This is a genomic window from Methylobacterium sp. 2A (assembly GCF_009806555.1).
GTDB lineage: Bacteria > Pseudomonadota > Alphaproteobacteria > Rhizobiales > Beijerinckiaceae > Methylobacterium.
This window is the reverse complement of the sequence record NZ_VUOK01000026.1, coordinates 57,047-75,738: the sequence shown is the minus strand read 5'-3', so window position 1 is coordinate 75,738 and position 18,692 is coordinate 57,047. Positions and strand designations below refer to the sequence as shown.

The window sequence follows — 18,692 nt, the reverse complement described above, 5'->3', positions numbered from 1 at the left end:
CTCAAGCGGCAGCCGCCGCGCTGTCGCCCCGGCCCCGGTAGGACAGCGCCTCGGCGAGATGCAGCCGGCGCACCTGCGCCTCGCCGTCGAGGTCGGCCAGCGTCCGGGCGACGCGCAGCGTCCGGTGGAAGCCGCGGGCCGAGAGCCGCATGCTCTCGGCCGCCTGCCGGATCAGCGCCGTCCCGTCCCTATCGGGGCTCGCGACCTCCTCGATCAGGTTCGCCGGACAGGTGGCGTTGGTGGTCGCCGGGGGCAGGCCGCGCGCGCCGAAGCGCGCCGTCTGGAGTGCGCGGGCGGCGGCCACGCGGCCGGCCGCCTCGCGGGAGCCCTCCGCGGGTGGCGGCAGGATCAGGTCGGCGGCCGTGACGGCCGGCACCTCGATGCGCAGATCGATCCGGTCGAGGAGCGGGCCGGAGATCCGGGCCTGATACTGTGCCATGCAGCGGTCGTTCGGCCCGCGCCGGCAGGCATAGCCCGGCTCCAGGCCCTGCCCGCAGCGGCATGGGTTCATGGCGGCGACCAGCTGGAAACGGGCCGGATAGGTCACCCGGTGATTGGCGCGCGCGATCATCACCTCGCCGGTCTCCATGGGCTGCCGGAGGCTGTCGAGCACCTGGGGGGTGAATTCGGGCAACTCGTCGAGGAACAGCACGCCGCCATGGGCGAGGGAGACTTCGCCGGGCCGCGCACCGAGCCCCCCGCCGACCAGCGCCGCCATCGAGGCGGAATGGTGCGGCTGCCGGAACGGCCGGCGATTCGAGAGCGCGCCGTCCTTCAACTCGCCCGCCACGGACTGGATCATCGAGATGTCGAGCAATTCGCGGAAGCCGAGCGGCGGCAGGATCGAGGGGAGACGGGCCGCCAGCATCGACTTGCCCGAGCCCGGCGGCCCGTTCATCAGCAGGTTGTGGCCCCCGGCCGCCGCGACCTCCAGGGCGCGCTTGGCGCCCTCCTGCCCCTTGATGTCGGCGAGGTCGGGCAGCGGCCCGGCCTGACCCGCCATGGAGGGCTCCGGCCGGGCCATGACCTGACTGCCCTTGAAGTGGTTGGCCAGCTGAATCAGCGAGCGCGGGGCGAGCACGTCGAGATCGCCCCCGGCCCAGGCCGCCTCCGGCCCGGTGGCGGCCGGGCAGATCAGCCCGATGCCGCGCGCCGCCGCCGCGATGGCCGCCGGCAGCACCCCGTTCACCGCCGTGATGCTGCCGTCGAGGGCGAGTTCGCCCAGCACGCAGTAGCCGGCGAGCGCGTCCGCCGGGATCGCGCCGATCGCCGCCATCACGCCCAGCGCGATCGGCAGGTCGTAGTGCGAGCCCTCCTTCGGCAGATCGGCCGGGGCGAGATTCACGGTGATGCGCTTGGCCGGCAGCGCGAGGCCGGAGGCGATCAGCGCGCCGCGCACACGCTCGCGGGACTCGCCCACCGCCTTGTCGGGCAGGCCGACCACGTTGAACACCACCGAGCCCGGGATGATCTGGACCTGCACGTCCACCGCCCGCGCTTCGATGCCCTCGAAGGCCACGGTGGCGACGCGGGTGACCATGAAGGCGTGTCCTCGGCTTCACGAAGCCCGAGGCGCGATGCCGGGCGGTGCAGGGTGTTCGAAAAGCGGCCTCGCCTCAAGGGGATCCGTGCGAGGATCCGCCGTGGCGGGGCCGATTGAGGCGCCACGGCACCGTTCCCGACGGGCCGGGGCGTCAGCGGACCGTGATGACGTAGCGGATGTTCTTCACCGAACCGCTCGAAGCGATCTCGTCGATCAGGACGTTGTCGGTGCCGGTAAAACCCGGCTTCGGGTGATAGGTCAGTCGCTTCCCGTCGTACTTTTTCTTGTTGCACGCAACGCGCTCGTTGGGCGGCCTGAAATAGGGATAATCTCGGGCGTTCGTGACCGTGACCGAACCGTTCAACGGTGCTTCCAGCAGCTGGATCAGGGGGGTGCCGCGCCGCGTGCAATCCGGATTGAGTTCGACCGTGAAGTAGAGCGAGAGGGCATGGTCGCGAACAGTCGTCAAATGGATGGTCGCATCCGATCGGTTGTTATAAGTTGCGGCGCCTGAACTCTGACTTACGCATCCGCTCAAGGCACATGTGGCGATGGCAAGAATCCGTTTCTTGATTGCCATATGCTCTCCAGACGATAAAGAAACTATCGATTCGCCGGTGAGGCGGTGGCTTTTCTACATCGCTATGCTTCGAATGTCGCCAGATTCGGCAGGCGTCGGACACGGTGTGGCGAGGCATGCAGGCTTGAAGTCTGCCGGGTGTCCCGAAAGCGGCCTCGCGACGCCGCGGTCCCGCGCTTCGGGCGCGGCGCGAGGCTGATGCGGGCGGGACCGGGGCGCCGGCACGGAACCGGGGCACAGTCGTCAAGTTCACACGTATTCTTCAAAAAATTCGGAAACGCTCATGCGCCTTGCCCCATCCCTCCTCGCCCTCGCCCTTCTGGCGGCGACCAGCCTCGCAGCGCGCGCGGACGAAAAACTGCCGCCCGATCAGCAGGCCAAGGTCGAGGCCCAGCTCAAGCAGGAGGGCTTCACCCAGTGGAAGGAGATCGAGCTCGACGACGGGATGATCGAGGTCGATGACGCGATCGACGCGAACGGCAAGAAATTCGACCTGAAGCTCGATCCGAAGACCCTGGCGATCGTGAAGCGCAAGGGCGAGTAGGCGACGCAGAGACGCAACGCTTGCGTTCGGCGGGCGGCCCGGCCATATAGCCGGCGGGGGGTTGGCGAGGGACGTTTCACTCGCCAACCGGGTCAGGTCCGGAAGGAAGCAGCCCTAACGAGACCGAGCGGGTCTTCGTCCAGCCTCCCACCTCATTCTCAGCGCGCGGCAGCCCGATCCCGACCCGGCATGGACGCTTCGACCGGCACGCCTGACGACGAGCCGGGCCTGCCCGGGTTTCCGGCGCCGCAGGCGGCGGCGACGCCCTACCGGGTGCTCGCGCGCAAATACCGCCCCACCCATTTCGGCGACCTGATCGGCCAGGAGGCGATGGTCCGCACCCTCGCCAACGGGTTCGCGGCCAACCGCATCCCGCAGGCCTGGATGCTCACGGGCGTGCGCGGCGTCGGCAAGACCACGACGGCGCGCATCCTCGCCCGGGGCCTCAACTATGCCCGGGCCGGTCAGCCCGATACCGGCCCGACCGTGTCGATGCCGGAACTCGGCCTGCATTGCGCGGCGATCATGGAATCCCGGCACATGGATGTGCTGGAGATGGATGCCGCCTCGCATACCGGCATCGACGACGTGCGGGCGATCATCGACGGTATCCGCTACGGCCCGGTCTCGGCGCGCTACAAGGTCTACATCGTGGACGAGGTCCACATGCTCTCCGAGAAGGCGTTCAATGCCTTCCTGAAGACGCTCGAAGAGCCGCCGCCCCACGCCAAGTTCGTGTTCGCCACCACGGAGATCCGCAAGGTCCCGGTGACGATCCTGTCGCGCTGCCAGCGATTCGACCTGCGCCGGGTCGAAGCGCCGACACTGCACGCGCATCTCGCCAAGGTCTGCAGAGCCGAGGGGGTCGAGGCCGAGGACGAGGCGTTGGGCGCCATCGTGCGCGCGGCCGAAGGTTCGGTGCGCGACGCGCTCTCGCTCCTCGATCAGGCGATCGCGCACGGGGCCGGGTCCGTCACCGCGCAGAGCGTGCGCGACATGCTGGGGCTCGCCGATCGCGCCCGGATCCTCGACCTGTTTGAGGCGGTGATGCGCGGCTCCGTCCCGGCGGCCTTTTCGGAATTGCGGGCGCAGTACGATGCCGGCGCCGACCCGTCGGTGGTGCTCTCGGATCTCGCGGCCTTCACCCATCTCGTGACCCGCCTGAAGGTGGTGCCCGAGACCGCCCAGGACCCGACGCTCAGCGAGACCGAGCGCGTGCGCGGCGGTCAATTCGCGGAAAAGCTCTCGATCCGCGCTTTGTCGCGGGCGTGGCAGATCCTGCTCAAGGCGATCCCCGAGGTACAGGCCGCGCCGCGCCCTCTGGCGGCGGCCGAGATGGCGATCGTGCGCCTCGCCTACGCGGCCGACCTGCCGACACCGGACGAAGCTTTGCGCCAGCTGAAGGCCGAGGCCGCAGCCGAGCCGGCAGGCGAACCGGCCCCGTCGGGACGTCCCGCATTGCCGCCGATCCCGGATCTGCGCGGCGGCGGCTCGGCCGCGTTGGCGGCTGCGCCCCGGACGATGCCGGCAGAGCCGATGCCGGCCGCGGCCCCGGTGGCGATGGCCGCGCCCGTTGCGCAAGCCGCCCCCGTCGCAGCACCGACCCCGCGGCTCGGCCGGTTCGAGGATCTGATCGCCCTGGCGGATGCCAACCGGGACATCCTGCTGCGAACCGCCCTGGAGCGGGACGTCCATCTGGTGCGCTTCGAGGAGGGGCGGATCGAGTTCCGCCTCGCCCAGGGCGGACGACCGAGCCTCGCCACCGACCTCGCGGCGGCGATCGAGCGCTGGACCGGCCGGCGCTGGTCCGTCGCCCTTTCCAAAGAGGAGGGCGCGCCGACCCTCGACGCGGCCGCCCGGGCGGTGGTCGAGACCCGCCGGGAGAACGCCGCCGCCGATCCGTTCGTGCGCGAGGTGCTGACCCGCTTTCCCGGCGCCGAGATCGTCGATGTCCGCGAGACCGTCTCCGAGGCGCTACCCACCGCCGAGCAGGAGATTTTGGGCGAGGGCGACGCGGCCCGGGTGGACGAGGTCGAGGACGACGACCGCTGAGGCTCGCTCCGGCCCAGCCCGATGTGGCGGGCGGGCTGGCACGTACCCAGATCAGACCACGACAGAACGGGGAGAGATCCGCATGCGCGACCTGATGGGCATCATGAAGCAGGCCCAGGCCATGCAGGAGAAGATGGCCAACCTGCAGGCCGAGATGGATCAGATCGAAGTGACCGGCGCCTCCGGCGGCGGCTCGGTCCAGGTCACCATGACGGCGAAGGGCCAGATGAAGGGGATCACGATCGATCCGTCGCTGATGGTCGCGGATGAGCGCGAGATCCTGGAGGATCTGATCGTGGCCGCCTGCAACGATGCCCGCGGGAAGGCGGAGGCGACGATGCAGGAGCACATGGCCGAGCTGACCAAGGGGTTGCCCCTGCCGCCCGGGATGAAGCTGCCGTTCTGAGCGGACTCCGTTCTGTCGAGCGTGGAGCGTAAGGGCTCCCCGCGTCTCCCTCTTCCGCAGAGCTACAGGCGACGCAGGTTTGAGGCACGCGGCTGATGACAAAGCGCGAGGTGCTCCCGCTCCCGGGCGGGAGAGGGCTGGGGTGAGGGACGGGAACGCTCAGGATCGAGCGCGCTCACGCGTTCTCGTCGAAGGGTTCGCGCGAGAACGCGCTAATCGTCGAGCTCGGGATAGCGGCGGAAGATGCCGTCCTCGTTGAACGGGATCCGCCGACCGCTCGCCAGGTAGGCGGCGATCCGCGGTCGGAGCGCCACGGCGTCGTGCAGGTGCGCCACGTGCGGCGCGGCCCGTAACGCGGCCGCCGTGGCCTTCGGGAAAGCGTAGAGCAGCCCGTCGACAAGCTGGAACAGCGACAGGTCCGCATAGGTCAGGTCGGTGCCGACCAGTCGCTCACCGCCGTTGGCCGCGAGGACGCGCTCGAAATAGCCGAGGAATTTCGGCATCCGGGTCTTCCGGAACCCGGCGGCCCGGCGCAGCGCCTCGGGCTTCTGGTCCGCGTAGTACAGGTCGACGCCGAGCGGATGGTGGGTGTCGTGCACCTCGTCCACGGCATCCGCGATGGTGAGCTGGAGCTGATGCGTCCAGATCCGGTCCCGGTCGCCGGTGCCCGCCAGTCCGAGGCGCGGGCCGAGGTGAAGCAGGATCGCGGCGCTCTGCCCGATGACGAGATCGCCGTCGCGCAGGAAGGGCGGCGCGAAGGGCGGGCGCGGGTTCGCCGGATCCGACAGGCGATCGAGCATCGGGCCGATGCCGCCCGCATCGTCGTCCTGGCGGGCGACGTCGATGTAGTCGGCGCCCGCCTCCTCCAGGGCGAGGCGGACGAACTCGCCGCGCCCCTGGATCATCGGCCAGTAGTGAAGCTCGTAGGGCATCGCCGGCCAGCTCCCGGCCTGCAGGACCGGCTCAGTTGCCCGCCGCGCTGTCCTCGGTGGCCTTCTCGGCCGGCGGCTCGGCGCTGGCGACGGTTTTGCGGGCCAGCACCGGCTGGAGCCGTTCGGCCAGCTGCTGGTCGAGGTGCTTGGCGTAGGCGCCCTTGAAGTAACGTTCGCCGGTCTTCGCCCCGTAGATCCGGTCATGCGCCTGGATCATCGCGGCAACCTCCGGACGGCAGAGGAAGCCGGTGATGCCCACCGCCTCGTACCAGCGGCCCGCGCGCGCCTCGGCGGTCGCCTTCGGGTTCGACAGGACCGTATCGGCGAAGCACGCGGTGGCCGCCTGCTGGAGCGGGGCCAGCACCTTCTCGGCCTCGGCCTGATTCACCGTGTGGGCTGCCGGGTGACGATGCGGACGCGCCTGCGCCGTCGAGACGAGCACGAGGACGGAGAGGGACGCGAGGATCGATGTTTTCATACGGGCGGCCTCGTGTGGGATCCGAACCGTGTTCAGCATTCCCTCATGATTGCGTCGGGAACGGGGCTGACGACGCATCGTCTGGGCCGGTTTTCGGGCAGAAGCGCGGTTGTTCCGAGACGCGAAGTCGCAGCCTCCTCGGCTGCCCCTCAGCTGCGACGCTCGGCGTTCCAGTGCCCACGACATTCGAGTGCGCCGGAGGCGACCCAGGTGCCGGCCCCGAAGCCGTCGAGACCGAGGCGCCCGCGCACATTCGCCGTCGCGGTGCCGTTGGATATGGAGCCGCGGACGGCCCCGTTGCCGGCGACGCTGCCCTGGACCGTGAACGCCGTTCCGATGAAGCGGGCCTGCCCGTGCTCGATCCGGACGGGGTAGCGGTAGGCCCGGTCGCACGTACCGGCCTCGGTGATGATCTCGACGCTCCACGTCCCGTCGTAGCGGTCCGGGACCGGCACGCCGCGGGAAAGCGCGAGGGCCGGAACGGTGCCGGCGAGGATCAGGAGGGCGGCGATCAGGCGCGTCATGCGGCTTCGATTCGGCTTTCGGAGGGCGGCTGTATCAGGCGGTCCGCTGCGGCGATGGGGCTCGCATCGCCGCGCGCAACGCACCGTTGAGCAAGGCGAGCAGGTCGCAGCCGACATGCAGGAAAGCCTGTACCCCCGCCTGCTTCAAGGGCTCGGCGAGGTCCGAGGGCTTGCCGGCGAGGTAGATCACCCCAGCACCGGCCTGCGCGAGCGCTTCCGCCGTCTGGACCGCCCGTTCCGCGTAGATCGCGTCCGTGGAGCAGATGCAGGCGAGCGCCGCGCCGGAATCCCGGAACGCCGCCGCGACAGCCCCGGCATCGGCGAAGCCGTCATTCGACAGGGCCTCGATGCCGCCGGCCGCGAAGGCGTTGGCCGCGAAGGTCGCCCGGGCGTTGAATGCCGCGACAGCGCCGAGATTGGCGAGGAACACGGCCGGCCGCCGGCCGGTCTTGGCCTGATAGGCGTCGGAGGCGTCGCGCAGGGCCTCATAGGGCTCGGCGAGGCGCTGCGACGGCAGGGCATCGCACGCGACCGCCGAGCCGGGACCGAAATTGGCGCCGCGCGGTGCCGCGACCTTCGGCACGTCGAGCACCGTGACCGGCTTCTCGGCGAGGTTCGGGAACTCGCTGGCGCCCGTGAGGGCTTCGCGGCGGGTCGCCACGGCCTTCATGCGCGCCTCGCGAATCAGCTCGATCCGCCGCTGCAGCTTGCCGACGCTGAGGGAGGCGACGATCCCGCCCTCGGCCTCGATCGCCTGGAACGCGGCCCAGGCGGCCTCGGCGATCTCCGCGGTCAGCGCCTCGAAGCCGCCCGCACCTGCGGCGGGGTCGCTGACCCGGGCGAGGTGCGATTCCTCGATCAGCACGATCTGGCTGTTGCGGGCCACGCGCCGGGCGAAGGCGTCGGGCAGGCCGAGCGCCTGCGTGTAGGGCAGGACCGTGACGCTGTCGGCGCCGCCCATCCCGGCCGCAGCCGCCGCCATGCCGGTGCGCAGCATGTTCACGAACGGGTCGCGCCGGGTCACCATCCGCCACGCGGTCTCGGCGTGGAGACGCAGCGGCTTCGGCTCCAGTCCGCAGGCCTGCTCGACCCGGGCCCAGAGGCGCCGCAGGGCGCGGAATTTTGCGACCGTGACGAACTCGTCGGCGTCGGCCGCCAGCAGCACCGCGATGCGCGAGCGGGCCGTATCGAGATCGTGACCGTCGGCCTCCAGGGCACGCAGATAGGTCACCGCGGTCGCCAGCACCGCGCCGAGTTCGGCCGCTTCGCCCGCTCCGGCTTCGTGGTACGGGCGCCCATCGGCCAGGAAGACCCGCCCCCGGAATCCGGCCGCCTCTAACTCTGCCGCGGCTCCGGCGATGCGCGGTGCGATCTCGTTCCAGACCGCGCCCAGGCTCCCGGTCGCCGCCAGAACGCCGACCGGATCGATCCCGAGGTCGAGATCGTAACTCGACAGATCCTCGCCCCGCCGCTCCGCCAGCGCCTTGACGAGCCGAGCCGCTTCGAGGCCCCGGCCGCCGGCATCGAGGCGCAGGTTGATCAGGGGCAGCGTCACACCCTTCAGCGCGGCGTCGAGATCCTCGACGCTCGCCGCATTCAGGCCGTAGCCGCGGGCGCCGGGCGCACCGGCGAAGGCCAGGACGAGGGCGTCCGCGCCGCCTTCGAGATCGGTCAGCGCCTGGGTGTTGGCGGCTGCGAGATCCGGATGATCCATCCGCTGGGCGATCCGCCACGGTCCTGGCTCGCGCACCGGCTGCGCGGCCGGCTCGGCCGGGCCGTAGAGCGGCTCGATCCGCAGGCCGTCCGCCGTGCGGGAGACCAGCCGCTTCTCGAAATCCGCCCCCTTGAGGACACCCTCGACGAGGCCGAGCCAGCGCGCCCGGTTCGCGGGTTCGAAGAGGTCGGCGAGCGGTCTGTCTTCCATCGGAGCGTCCCAGAGCGCGGTGTCTCGTGCGCCGCTTTCATGCGATTGCCTCGCACGCCGCTCCGCCGCTGGCAATCGCCCGATGGTTGAGGAAAGCTTGAGTGTTGCGTGCCTGCGTTTTGAAGTGCGCAGATCTCAGCCGGTGAGGCGATGAGCCTCCTCCTCCCCGGTCTGCATCCGAGATCCTGAAAGAGGCACGCGGCTTACGACAGAGCGCGATGCATGCCTTCTCCCGTGCGGAAGAGGGGACCCGCGTCCCTTCAGGCTGGGGGGCGAGCCCGTGGAAAGCTCAACCCTGTGTGGCCTGGAGCCATGCTGAGCGAGGAGAGAACGATCAGCCGAAGATGATCAGTCCCGCGAAACCCAGCGCGCCGACGATGATCCGCCACCACGCGAACAGCCAGAAGCCGTGGCGGGAGACGTAGTCCAGCAGCACCCGCACCACGAACAGCGCCGAGATGAACGACACGATGAAGCCGATCACGATCAGGCCGACATCGTTGCTCGACAGGTATTTGTAATTGTCCAAGAGGTCCTTGGCGAAGGCGCCCGCCATGGTGGGCATGGCGAGGTAGAACGAGAATTCGGTCGCCGAGCGCTTGTCGGCGCCCATCAGCATCGCCCCCACGATGGTGGCGCCCGAGCGCGACACGCCCGGGATCATGGCGAGGCACTGGAAGATGCCGATCTTCAGGTCCATCGGCAGGGAGAAGTCGTAGACGTCCCGCTTGCGCACCTTGAGGTCGGTGTCGTCGATCACGAGCAGTACGAGGCCGCCCGCCACCAGGGTCGCGCAGACGATCCATGGGTTGAACAGATACGCCTTGATGACCTTCGAGAAGAGGCCGCCGATGATCGCCGCCGGCAGGAACGCCACCAGGATGCCGAGCACGAAGCGGCGGGCGTTCGGATCGTTCGGCAGCGCGGTGGCGATGCCGAGCAGGCGGCGGAAATAGACCAGCAGGATCGCCAGGATCGCGCCGAGCTGGATCAGCACCTCGAAGGTGTTGTTGGGCGAGTGAAAGCCGATGAAGTGGCCGACGAGCAGCTGGTGCCCCGTGGAGGAGACCGGGATGAACTCGGTCGCGCCCTCAACCAGCGCGAGCAGGACTGCCTTGCCGATGCTTGCCGGATCCATCGTGACGTCCTGTGCCGCAGGCGCGCGCCGGCCCGTGCCGGGCATGCCGCACCATGTGAAGGGTTGGCCGGAGGGTTCGCCCATCAGAGTTGACGGGCGGTTACCGATACCGGCTGCGCGTGTTAAGGGCTCGGCAACGGTCGGGCAATAACGCTCGGTCCGAAGTCCTGCGCGCTGAAGACCCGCGCTTCAGGATCCTCGACGAGCGCGGGACCGGCCGCGCTGCCCGACCGAACGTCCCGCACGGCCTCGATGGCGACCCTCTATCATTTCCCCTTCTGCGCGAATTCCCGGTTCATCCGTCTCGTGCTCGCCGAGATGGGCATGGAGCCGACGCTGTTCGAGGAACGGCCCTGGGAGCGCCGGGACGATTTCCTGCTGATCAATCCGGCGGGTCTGACGCCCGTGCTTCTGGAACAGAACGGCCTCGTCGTGCCCGGTGCGGGCGTCATCGCCGAATATCTCGACGAGACCCGGGGGCTGGGCCTCTCGGGGCGCCGCCTGTTGCCGGAGGATACGGTGGAGCGCGTCGAGGTGCGGCGGCTGCTCGACTGGTTCCTCGTGAAGTTCGAAGCGGAGGTGACGGGCTACCTCGTCAACGAGAAGATCTCGAAGCGCTTCATGTCGACCAACCAGGGCGGCGGCCCGCCCGACATGAACGCGATCCGGGCCGCGCGGACGAACGTGCGCTACCATCTCAAGTATATCGGCTACCTGATCGCCCGGCGGCGCTGGATCGCGGGCGACAACCTGACCTATGCCGATCTCGCGGCAGCCGCCCATCTCTCCTGCGTCGACTATCTCGGGGATGTGCCCTGGGACGAGGACGAGATGGCGCGGAACTGGTACGCGAGGGTCAAGTCGCGGCCCTCGTTCCGGGGGCTGCTCGCCGATCGGGTCGCCGGCATGCCGCCGGCCGCCCATTACGCGGATCTGGATTTCTGAACACCCGACGGACCTATTTCGGCGCCGAGCTGCGCCGCCTCGTCGAGACCCGGGCCCGGGCGCTGGGCTTCTGCGGCCTGCGCGTGACCCGGCCCGACCGCCTGCCGGACCTGCCCGGACGGCTCTCGACTTGGCTCGCCGAGGGCGCGCACGGCACCATGGACTGGATGGCGGAGCGGGCCGACCAGCGCGCCCGCCCGACCGGCCTGTGGCCCGGCCTGCGCAGCATCCTGGTCGTGGCGATGAGCTACCGGCCCGAGCATGATCCCCTGGCCCTCGTCGCGCAGCCGGAGCGCGGCGCCGTTGCGGCCTATGCCCAGCGGCGGGATTATCACGAGGTTTTGAAGGGCAAACTGAAAGAACTCGGCGGCTACCTGTCGGCGAAGGGCGACGCGCGGGTGAAGGTCTTTTGCGACACCGCCCCGGTCATGGAGAAGACGCTCGCCGAGGCGGCCGGGCTCGGCTGGCAAGGGAAGCACACGGTTCTGATCTCCCGCGCGCACGGCAACTGGCTCCTGCTCGGGGCGATCTACACGAGCGCGGAGTTCGAGCCCGACGCGCCCGGCCGCGACCATTGCGGCTCCTGCCGCGCCTGCCTCGACATCTGCCCGACGGACGCGTTCCCGGCGCCCTACCGCCTCGATGCGCGGCGCTGCATCGCGTACCTGACCATCGAGCATGCCGGCCCGATCCCGGCTGAATTCCGGCCCGCCATCGGCAACCGCGTCTTCGGCTGCGACGACTGCCTCGCGGTCTGCCCCTGGAACAAGTTCGCCCGGGCGGCCGCCGAGACCCGCCTCGCGGCCCGCGCGGATCTCGCGGCACCGCCGCTCGCCGATCTCGCCGCCCTCGACGATGCGGCCTTCCGGAGCCTGTTCGCCGGCACGCCGGTGAAGCGCACCGGCCGCGACCGGTTCCTGCGCAACGTGATGATCGCGGTCGGCAATTCCGGCGCGCCCGACCTTGCCGGGGTGGCGGTCGCGCGACTCTCCGATGCCGCGCCGCTGGTGCGCGGCATGGCGGTCTGGGCCTGCGGGCGGTTGCTCGAGCCGGAGGCCCTCCGGACCCTGCATCGTCGGCACGGGTCGGGCGAGACTGATCCCCATGTCCGCGACGAGTGGCGGGCCGCTCTCGGCTTGACGGAAGCCTATGCCGGCGAGACATCGGCGGCATGAATCTCTTCGTCTTCGGCCTGGGCTTCACCGGCCGCCGCTTCGCCGAGCGGGCGCGCGACCGGTTCGACACCGTGTGCGCCACCGTCACCGAACCCGCCTCCGCCGAGCGCCTCGCAGCGGAGACCGGCTTCGCCATGCGCGCCTTCGGCCCGAAGGCCGACGATCCCCGCATCGCCGCCGACCTGGCCGAGACCGACGTGCTCCTCGTCTCGGCGCCCCCCGGTGAACACGGCGACCCGGTGCTCGCCCGCTACGCCGACGCGATCGCGGCGAGTCGGATCGGCTGGATCGGCTACCTCTCGACGATCGGCGTCTATGGCGACCAGCAGGGCGCCTGGATCGACGAGGCCACGCCCGCCAGCCCGCGCAGCGTCCGCTCCAAGATCCGGCTCGACGCGGAGGATGCGTGGCTGGCGCTTGGCGCCGCGACCGGCAAGGCGGTTCAGATCTTTCGGCTGTCGGGCATCTACGGGCCGGGGCGCAACCCGATCGTGAAGCTGCGCGAGGGGCGCTCCCAGCGGATCGTGAAGGCCGGGCAGGTGTTCAACCGCATCCACGTCGACGACATCGCCACGACGCTGCTGGCCTCGATCGACCGGCCCCGGGCGGGGGCGATCTACAACGTCACCGACGACGAGCCGACCGCGCCTCAGACCGTCACCGAGCACGCCGTCGCCCTGACCGGCCTGCCGCTGCCGCCCGCGATCGACTTCGAGACCGCCGACCTCTCGCCGATGGCGCGGAGCTTCTATGGCGAGAACAAGCGCGTGCGGAACAGGCTGATCCGTGAGGAACTCGGCGTCGATCTCGCCTATCCGACCTACCGGGAAGGACTGGCGGCTTTGAAGGACCAGCCCTGATCAGGCTTCGAGGTGGCGCCCCCGCACGAGGCGGCGCAGCAACCCGCCGCGCGGGCCCACGAGCATCGAGGCGAGGTAGAGTACGCCTGCGGCCAGCACGATGGCCGGGCCGCTCGGCAGGTCGAACTGATACGACAGGCTCAGCCCCGTCACGCTCGCGAGCGCGGCGACCAGAATCGAGACCGGGATGAGGCCGCCGAGGTCCCGCGTCCAGAACCGCGCCGCCACCGCCGGGAGCAGCATCAGGCCCACCGCCAGCAGGGTTCCCAGCGCCTGGAATCCGCCCACGAGGTTGATCACCACCAGGGCCAGGAAGGCGAGATGAACCGGCCCGCCGCTGCGGCTCACCGTCCGCAGGAACAGCGGATCGACGCATTCCATCACGAGCGGCCGGTAGATCACGGCAAGCGCCACGAGGGTCAGCGTGCTGATGCCGCCCAGCAGCCATAGGGCGGGATCGTCGAGCGCCAGGACCGAGCCGAACAGGAAGTGCATCAGGTCGATCTGCGAGCCGCGCAGCGAGACCAGCAGCACGCCGGCGGCGAGCGAGATCAGGTAGAAGGCCGCGAGGTTGGCATCCTCCCGCACGACCGTGGCGCGGGTGGCTGCGCCGGCGAGCAGCGCCACCGCAAGGCCCGCCACGAGGCCGCCGAGAGTCATCGCGGGCAGCGACAGGCCGGCGACCAGGAAGCCCGCCGCGGCACCGGGAAGGATGGCGTGGCTCATCGCGTCGCTCATCAGGCTCATCCGGCGCAAAGTCAGGAACACCCCCACGGGCGGCGCCGAGACCGACAGAGCGAGGCAGCCGGCCAGCGCCCGGCGCATGAAGCCGAACTCCACGAACGGCGCGACCAGGGACCCGAACGGATCGATCACGCGGCATCCTCGTGGTGGTGATGGCCATGGGCGCCGTGATCACGTGCGCCGTGATCGTGCGCGCCGTGATCGTGTGCCACGCCGCCCCGCGGCCCGGCGCAGACCGGCGCCTCCTCGTCCCAGGCCTCCGAGAGGTTACGGGCACGGGCGAGGTTCTCGGATGTCAGCACCCGGGCCGTCGGCCCCCAGGCGATCGGCGTGCGGGCCAGCAGGAGCGTGGTCGGGAAGTGGGCGCGGACCTGCGCGAGGTCGTGCAAAGCCGCCACGACCGTGCGGCCCTCCCCGTGCCAGATCCGGATCAGGGCCAGCAGATCGTCGACGGTGCGGGCGTCGATCCCGGTGAACGGTTCGTCCAGGAGGATGACGGAGCAATCCTGAAGGATCAGCCGGGCGAACAGGGCGCGGCGGAACTGCCCGCCCGACAGGGTGCCGATCGGGCGCGCTTCGAACCCGTCGAGGCCCACCGCGGCGAGCGCCGCCTCGATCCTGCGCCGCTGCCGGCCCAGGCTCCGCCACGCGCCGCCCCGACGCCAGAGGCCCATCCCGGCGAGATCCGCCACGCTCACCGGGAAGCTCCGGTCGATCTCGTCAGCCTGCGGCATGTAGGCTAGGTCGCCGCTCCGCTCGATGCGTCCGTCGAGGCAGGGAATCTCGCCAACGATGCCCTTGAGCAGGGTCGACTTGCCGGCCCCGTTCGGTCCGACCAGCGCGAGCAGATCGCCGGCGCGAACGGACCCGTCGAGGTGGTGGATGGCCGGATGCCGGTCGTAGCCCAGAGTCAGGCCGACGAGGCGGATCGGATCGGGGCTCGGCTGGCCGGTGCTCATGCCGTGAGTGCCCACGCGATCATGAGCCACACCAGGGCGGAGAGGCCGCCCGCGAGCGCGAGGCGCGGGCCAAGCCCGCTCTGAAACAGCGATCGCCGGGCCGCACGTCTGGGACTGGAGGTGGTGGGCAAGGCGTCCTCGTCGCGCTCGGGCCGGCGTGGAGCGGGTTGCGCGCACGGTGCGGGAGACTGGTGCGGTCCGGGGTCGAGGTGATACACTGTAACAAACCCGCGGGACAACCTGCGGATCTGTCGTGGGAGCCATCATGCACCGCCAGGACGGTCACGACGTGTGTCCGACCGATGCCCGTGACATGGTCGCGCGGGCGGAAGCCGTCTGCCGTGCGCGCGGCCTCCAGTTCACGCCGCTGCGCCGCGAGGTTCTGGAGGCGGTCGCCGAATCCGGCAAGGCCCAGGGCGCCTACGACATCGCCGAGCGCCTCAGTGTGCCGGGTAAGCGCGTGGCGCCGGTCTCGGTCTACCGCGCCCTCGACTTCCTGATGGAGCAGGGGCTGGTCCACCGGATCGCGAGCCGCAACGCCTTCATCCCCTGCGCGCATGATCATGCCCCCGGGGAGGGGGTCATCTTCCTGATCTGCCGGACCTGCGGCGCCGTCGACGAGGCGTCCACGGAGGAGGTCGAGGGCGGCCTCGAGCGCACCTTGAAGCGGGCGGGCTTCACGCCGACCCACAGCATCCTCGAGGTCGAGGGCGATTGCGGCCTCTGCCGGGGACAGAAGCGGGCGCCCTGACCGCGTTCCGGCCTCTCAGAACGCGTTCTGGTAGGCCCGGCGCGAGATCAGCGTCTGGATCATGATCTGGATGTCGAACCAGATCGACCAGTTGTCGATGTAGTGCAGGTCGCAGGCGACGCGCCGCTCCATGTCGAGGTCGGTCAGCGTCTCGCCCCGGAAGCCGTTGACCTGCGCCCAGCCGGTGATCCCCGGCCGCACGTTGTGGCGGCGGGCGTAGAGGGCGATCCGCCGCTCGAAGCTCCGGTCGTGCGCGAGGGCATGGGGGCGCGGTCCCACCAGCGACATCTCCCCCCGCAGGACGTTGAGGAGCTGAGGCAATTCGTCGAGATTGGTCCGCCGGAGGATCGCGCCGACCCGGGTGATCCGGCTGTCGTTGCGGGTGGCCTGCCGGAACACGGCGTTCGTCTCCGTCCGCATCGAGCGGAACTTGAACACGCCGAAGGGCTGCTGGTTGAAGCCGTAGCGCTTCTGGCGGAAGAAGACCGGGCCGGGGCTGTCGAGCCGGATCGCCAGCGCGATCACGGCGAGCAACGGCGAGAGCGCGGCCAGCGCGATCGTCGCCACCGTGAGGTCGAGCGCCCGCTTCAGCATGACCTCGCCCAGGTTGAGCGGCCGGCGGCCGATATTGATGCCGGAGATGCCGCCGACCCGTGCGACCTGCAGGTCGGGGAACCGGTCGAGCATCGCGCCGGGCCGCAGGTGCAGTGCCGAGGGCACCCGCAGGAACGCGTCGATGCAGCGCTCGACCTCGGCGTTGTCGGTCCAGGGTACGAGGACGAACACGTCGTCCGGGCGCAGGAAGCGTACCACCGAGACGGCGAGATCGAGATCCTCCTGCAACTGGTCGTGGCGAGCGGCTTTGTCCGCACCCGGATCGACGCGGCGCAGGTAGCTGGTGCCGACGATCCGAAGGCCGAGCTGATCGATCGCGTTGCTGGCGTAGAACCGCGCGATGTCCTCCTCGTAGCCGACGAGATGCACGCGGCTCACCGAGGCCGATCCCGCCGCCAGGCGTCGCCGCACGAGACGGACCATCGCCGCACGGGTCAGGATCAGGACCGGCAGGCCGGCGACAAAGGACCCCAACGAGACGAGGCGCGAGTATTCGCCGGTGGTCTTGGTCATGAAGCCGACGACCAGCACGGCGGCCCAGGCCACCAGCCACAGCGAGGCCGCCCGCTGCACGTTCGGCTTCTGCGCGATCACGGTGTCGAGGCTGTACTCCGTGCGCAGGGCGTTGGTCGCCACGATGACGACGCCGAGGAGCGCCGTGAGCTGCAGGCCGCGCGCGAGGCCGGCGACCAGCATCCCGTCTGGATAGGCGATCTCGTAGGCGAGTTCCATGAACAGGGTGACGGCGAGGATCGCCGCGAAATCCGTGGCGGCCAGCGCCGACGACAGGGCGACGCGCGCGACCACCCGCCCACGATGGGGCAGCAGCCCGGACCAGACGCTGCGACGGCGCTCGGCCGAGTTCGGCACAGGCTGGAACGCTTCCGGGATCCGTTCGTGAAACATCTGACGCGCCACGTCCCGTCTTGATCGGACTTTGTACCAGTCTGAAACATGAAGCGTTTCAGTGCCGGCCTGTACCGGTAACGGAGCAAGCGGCGGACCGAGGAGATTGCAAACCCAATCCCTCCGGAGTGCCTCGATCTAGTACACGTCGCACAAAGCGGCAATGAAAGGGCAGTTGAAAACCACCCTTCTCCGCCTTCCAGTCTACAGGGTTATGGGCGGCTCCTTTGCCCGCCTCGCCGATCTCAATCTAGACGAGTTGCTTTAGTCGTATTTACAACCAAGAAGCGGGCGTGTGGCAGTCAAGCTTGTGGGTGGGGCCGCCTTGGCCCACGTCGTTCCGCCACGAATCGGGTTGCCACCGGGCGCGTATCGAAGCGGTCGTGCCGAAGACTTGCGGGGCGGGCGAGCCTCCACCATGGCAGCCGTGCTACAGTGACCAGCGTCATGGCGGAGGCCGCGCACGGCCGATCAGACGGCGTCGGCGTGTTCCCGCGGGCTGCTCGATCCGCCGACGGTCTGAATCGCCTCGAAACCCTCGAAGTGCGGATGACCCAGGTAGAGCGGCTTGGTCGTGGGAACGCGGCCATGCGCCTTCCGGAACTGCTCAGAACGGGTCCAAGCCTCAAAATCGGCGCGTGAGCGCCAGATCGTGTGCGATGCGTAGAGCACGTGGTCCTCGTATTCGGGGCCGCGCAGGAGATGGAACTCGACGAAGCCTGCCATTTCACCAAGGTGGCTGTCGCGTCCAAGCCAGACGGCCTCGAAATCTGCGGTCGCATCCTTGACGACCTTGAAGCGGTTCATCGCGATAAACATGAGACTCTCCTCTGCCGAGGCGATCCTAATAGCGTTTCTTCTGCCCCAGCGAGCCCGGGCGCGGCCACAGGGCGCACCCCCTAAAAACGCTGCAGTGATACTGAACGACATTTGAGCAACAATGTTGCAAAGTTGTGCGTGCTTAAACTAGAAGATGTGATCCCAGACTTGCGAACCCTGATAACTTGGTGTCCTACTGCGGCGCGGCCCATAAGTCCGGCAGACCGGCCTTTTGCCGTCTGCGCACTTCGCGCCGAACGAACAAGGTCTACGGTCTTGGAAGGTGGGGCGGACGGTGAAGCGGCGCGACGGCGAGGCGAAGATAGCGCATCCGCAACAGGACGCACTCTCCCCCGGCGATAAGGATACGTCTGGTCATCCGATGCCGAAGCAGACTACGGACGTCGACCGCCTCGTCGGGATCCGGATAACCGCCCTGCGCAAGGCCCGGGGCATGAGCCAGACCGCCCTCGGCAACGCGGTCGGCGTCACGTTTCAGCAGGTGCAGAAATACGAGAAGGGCCAGAACCGAGTCGGTGCTGGTCGACTTCGCGAGATCGCGCGCCTTCTGGATGTTCCGGTCTCGGCCTTCTTCGAGGAAAGCGAGCCGCGCGCTAAGACGCAGGAAGACGTGTTCGGCTTTCTCAGCGGCCACGGCGCCATCGAATTGCTGCGCGCCTATGCGCAGATCGAAGACGAGCAGATGCGCCGCGACGTCCTGGCCCTGGTCCGCAGCGCCGCGCGCCTCGCACAGGTCCGCGAAGTTCTACCGCCGAGTGATCCGGCCTGAACGGCCG

The 18,692-nt window shown here is 69.5% G+C and carries 19 protein-coding genes and 1 other RNA gene; 9 read left to right on the top strand and 11 right to left on the bottom strand.

Features of this window, described 5'->3' with window-relative positions:
- Position 1: 1 nt before the first annotated feature.
- Positions 2-1,540, bottom strand: coding sequence for a YifB family Mg chelatase-like AAA ATPase (locus tag FVE89_RS14095; RefSeq protein WP_160534559.1), 1,539 nt, complete (start codon positions 1,538-1,540; stop codon positions 2-4).
- A gap of 154 nt (positions 1,541-1,694) precedes the next feature.
- Positions 1,695-2,123, bottom strand: a complete 429-nt coding sequence (locus FVE89_RS14090) for a hypothetical protein (protein ID WP_160534558.1) — start codon at positions 2,121-2,123, stop codon at positions 1,695-1,697.
- Between the two features lie 283 nt (positions 2,124-2,406).
- Between FVE89_RS14090 and FVE89_RS14085 the strand changes: the two genes are divergently transcribed.
- The 4 genes from FVE89_RS14085 (at position 2,407) to FVE89_RS14070 (ending at position 5,125) form a co-directional block, all read left to right on the top strand.
- Positions 2,407-2,667 (top strand): PepSY domain-containing protein, encoded by a 261-nt coding sequence (locus FVE89_RS14085; RefSeq protein WP_160534557.1) that lies wholly within the window; start codon positions 2,407-2,409, stop codon positions 2,665-2,667.
- Between the two features lie 54 nt (positions 2,668-2,721).
- Positions 2,722-2,820, top strand: an RNA gene (gene ffs, locus FVE89_RS14080) — signal recognition particle sRNA small type.
- Positions 2,821-2,856: 36 nt separating this feature from the next.
- Positions 2,857-4,719 carry a DNA polymerase III subunit gamma/tau gene (locus FVE89_RS14075; protein WP_160534556.1) on the top strand — a complete coding sequence of 621 codons (1,863 nt, stop codon included), beginning with the start codon at positions 2,857-2,859 and terminating at the stop codon, positions 4,717-4,719.
- A gap of 82 nt (positions 4,720-4,801) precedes the next feature.
- Positions 4,802-5,125: a YbaB/EbfC family nucleoid-associated protein gene (locus tag FVE89_RS14070; RefSeq protein WP_160534555.1), complete on the top strand. Its 324-nt coding sequence runs from the start codon at positions 4,802-4,804 to the stop codon at positions 5,123-5,125.
- Between the two features lie 212 nt (positions 5,126-5,337).
- Here FVE89_RS14070 and FVE89_RS14065 read toward each other — a convergent pair whose 3' ends face one another.
- From FVE89_RS14065 to FVE89_RS14045, 5 genes are all read right to left on the bottom strand, one after another.
- The gene (locus FVE89_RS14065; protein ID WP_160534554.1) at positions 5,338-6,057 is read right to left on the bottom strand and encodes a glutathione S-transferase; all 720 of its coding nucleotides are present in this window, start codon (positions 6,055-6,057) and stop codon (positions 5,338-5,340) included.
- A 31-nt stretch (positions 6,058-6,088) separates the two neighbouring features.
- Positions 6,089-6,535, bottom strand: coding sequence for a hypothetical protein (locus tag FVE89_RS14060; protein ID WP_160534553.1), 447 nt, complete (start codon positions 6,533-6,535; stop codon positions 6,089-6,091).
- A 149-nt stretch (positions 6,536-6,684) separates the two neighbouring features.
- Positions 6,685-7,059, bottom strand: coding sequence for a hypothetical protein (locus FVE89_RS14055; protein WP_160534552.1), 375 nt, complete (start codon positions 7,057-7,059; stop codon positions 6,685-6,687).
- 34 nt (positions 7,060-7,093) lie between these two features.
- Positions 7,094-8,983, bottom strand: a complete 1,890-nt coding sequence (locus tag FVE89_RS14050; protein WP_160534551.1) for a methylmalonyl-CoA mutase subunit beta — start codon at positions 8,981-8,983, stop codon at positions 7,094-7,096.
- A 334-nt stretch (positions 8,984-9,317) separates the two neighbouring features.
- Complete coding sequence (locus FVE89_RS14045) at positions 9,318-10,121, bottom strand: undecaprenyl-diphosphate phosphatase (protein WP_160534550.1); 804 nt, start codon at positions 10,119-10,121, stop codon at positions 9,318-9,320.
- 252 nt (positions 10,122-10,373) lie between these two features.
- Between FVE89_RS14045 and FVE89_RS14040 the strand changes: the two genes are divergently transcribed.
- The 3 genes from FVE89_RS14040 to FVE89_RS14030 are packed head-to-tail and all read left to right on the top strand — an operon-like array spanning position 10,374 to position 13,101.
- Positions 10,374-11,066, top strand: coding sequence for a glutathione S-transferase family protein (locus FVE89_RS14040; RefSeq protein ID WP_160534549.1), 693 nt, complete (start codon positions 10,374-10,376; stop codon positions 11,064-11,066).
- A 29-nt stretch (positions 11,067-11,095) separates the two neighbouring features.
- A complete protein-coding gene (queG, locus tag FVE89_RS14035) occupies positions 11,096-12,241 on the top strand; it encodes a tRNA epoxyqueuosine(34) reductase QueG (RefSeq protein ID WP_160534612.1) in 1,146 nt (381 codons plus the stop codon).
- On the top strand, positions 12,238-13,101 hold the full coding sequence (locus tag FVE89_RS14030) for an SDR family oxidoreductase (protein ID WP_160534548.1): 864 nt from the start codon (positions 12,238-12,240) through the stop codon (positions 13,099-13,101). The genes queG and FVE89_RS14030 overlap by 4 nt, the downstream gene beginning before the upstream one ends.
- Here the strand turns inward: FVE89_RS14030 and FVE89_RS14025 are convergent, their stop codons facing one another.
- The gene (locus FVE89_RS14025) at positions 13,102-13,926 is read right to left on the bottom strand and encodes a metal ABC transporter permease (RefSeq protein WP_160534611.1); all 825 of its coding nucleotides are present in this window, start codon (positions 13,924-13,926) and stop codon (positions 13,102-13,104) included.
- A gap of 47 nt (positions 13,927-13,973) precedes the next feature.
- Positions 13,974-14,804 (bottom strand): ABC transporter ATP-binding protein, encoded by an 831-nt coding sequence (locus FVE89_RS14020; protein WP_160534547.1) that lies wholly within the window; start codon positions 14,802-14,804, stop codon positions 13,974-13,976.
- 265 nt (positions 14,805-15,069) lie between these two features.
- Between FVE89_RS14020 and FVE89_RS14015 the strand changes: the two genes are divergently transcribed.
- On the top strand, positions 15,070-15,555 hold the full coding sequence (locus FVE89_RS14015; RefSeq protein WP_160534546.1) for a transcriptional repressor: 486 nt from the start codon (positions 15,070-15,072) through the stop codon (positions 15,553-15,555).
- A 15-nt stretch (positions 15,556-15,570) separates the two neighbouring features.
- On the opposite strand, the gene FVE89_RS14010 is transcribed toward FVE89_RS14015, so the two are convergent.
- The gene (locus tag FVE89_RS14010) at positions 15,571-17,076 is read right to left on the bottom strand and encodes an exopolysaccharide biosynthesis polyprenyl glycosylphosphotransferase (protein WP_160534545.1); all 1,506 of its coding nucleotides are present in this window, start codon (positions 17,074-17,076) and stop codon (positions 15,571-15,573) included.
- A gap of 471 nt (positions 17,077-17,547) precedes the next feature.
- Positions 17,548-17,895: an antibiotic biosynthesis monooxygenase gene (locus FVE89_RS14005; protein ID WP_160534544.1), complete on the bottom strand. Its 348-nt coding sequence runs from the start codon at positions 17,893-17,895 to the stop codon at positions 17,548-17,550.
- A 382-nt stretch (positions 17,896-18,277) separates the two neighbouring features.
- Between FVE89_RS14005 and FVE89_RS14000 the strand changes: the two genes are divergently transcribed.
- Complete coding sequence (locus FVE89_RS14000; RefSeq protein ID WP_160534610.1) at positions 18,278-18,685, top strand: helix-turn-helix transcriptional regulator; 408 nt, start codon at positions 18,278-18,280, stop codon at positions 18,683-18,685.
- Positions 18,686-18,692: the final 7 nt, after the last annotated feature.

Excerpts from the sequence above, each read along its gene's own strand:
- FVE89_RS14095 (WP_160534559.1), bottom strand. The coding sequence starts at position 1,540 with ATGGTCACCCGCGTCGCCACCGTGGCCTTCGAGGGCATCGAAGCGCGG.
- FVE89_RS14090 (WP_160534558.1), bottom strand. The coding sequence starts at position 2,123 with ATGGCAATCAAGAAACGGATTCTTGCCATCGCCACATGTGCCTTGAGC.
- FVE89_RS14085 (WP_160534557.1), top strand. The coding sequence starts at position 2,407 with ATGCGCCTTGCCCCATCCCTCCTCGCCCTCGCCCTTCTGGCGGCGACC.
- FVE89_RS14075 (WP_160534556.1), top strand. The coding sequence starts at position 2,857 with ATGGACGCTTCGACCGGCACGCCTGACGACGAGCCGGGCCTGCCCGGG.
- FVE89_RS14070 (WP_160534555.1), top strand. The coding sequence starts at position 4,802 with ATGCGCGACCTGATGGGCATCATGAAGCAGGCCCAGGCCATGCAGGAG.
- FVE89_RS14065 (WP_160534554.1), bottom strand. The coding sequence starts at position 6,057 with ATGCCCTACGAGCTTCACTACTGGCCGATGATCCAGGGGCGCGGCGAG.
- FVE89_RS14060 (WP_160534553.1), bottom strand. The coding sequence starts at position 6,535 with ATGAAAACATCGATCCTCGCGTCCCTCTCCGTCCTCGTGCTCGTCTCG.
- FVE89_RS14055 (WP_160534552.1), bottom strand. The coding sequence starts at position 7,059 with ATGACGCGCCTGATCGCCGCCCTCCTGATCCTCGCCGGCACCGTTCCG.
- FVE89_RS14050 (WP_160534551.1), bottom strand. The coding sequence starts at position 8,983 with ATGGAAGACAGACCGCTCGCCGACCTCTTCGAACCCGCGAACCGGGCG.
- FVE89_RS14045 (WP_160534550.1), bottom strand. The coding sequence starts at position 10,121 with ATGGATCCGGCAAGCATCGGCAAGGCAGTCCTGCTCGCGCTGGTTGAG.
- FVE89_RS14040 (WP_160534549.1), top strand. The coding sequence starts at position 10,374 with ATGGCGACCCTCTATCATTTCCCCTTCTGCGCGAATTCCCGGTTCATC.
- FVE89_RS14030 (WP_160534548.1), top strand. The coding sequence starts at position 12,238 with ATGAATCTCTTCGTCTTCGGCCTGGGCTTCACCGGCCGCCGCTTCGCC.
- FVE89_RS14025 (WP_160534611.1), bottom strand. The coding sequence starts at position 13,926 with ATGCGCCGGGCGCTGGCCGGCTGCCTCGCTCTGTCGGTCTCGGCGCCG.
- FVE89_RS14020 (WP_160534547.1), bottom strand. The coding sequence starts at position 14,804 with ATGAGCACCGGCCAGCCGAGCCCCGATCCGATCCGCCTCGTCGGCCTG.
- FVE89_RS14015 (WP_160534546.1), top strand. The coding sequence starts at position 15,070 with ATGCACCGCCAGGACGGTCACGACGTGTGTCCGACCGATGCCCGTGAC.
- FVE89_RS14010 (WP_160534545.1), bottom strand. The coding sequence starts at position 17,076 with ATGTTTCACGAACGGATCCCGGAAGCGTTCCAGCCTGTGCCGAACTCG.
- FVE89_RS14005 (WP_160534544.1), bottom strand. The coding sequence starts at position 17,895 with ATGTTTATCGCGATGAACCGCTTCAAGGTCGTCAAGGATGCGACCGCA.
- FVE89_RS14000 (WP_160534610.1), top strand. The coding sequence starts at position 18,278 with ATGCCGAAGCAGACTACGGACGTCGACCGCCTCGTCGGGATCCGGATA.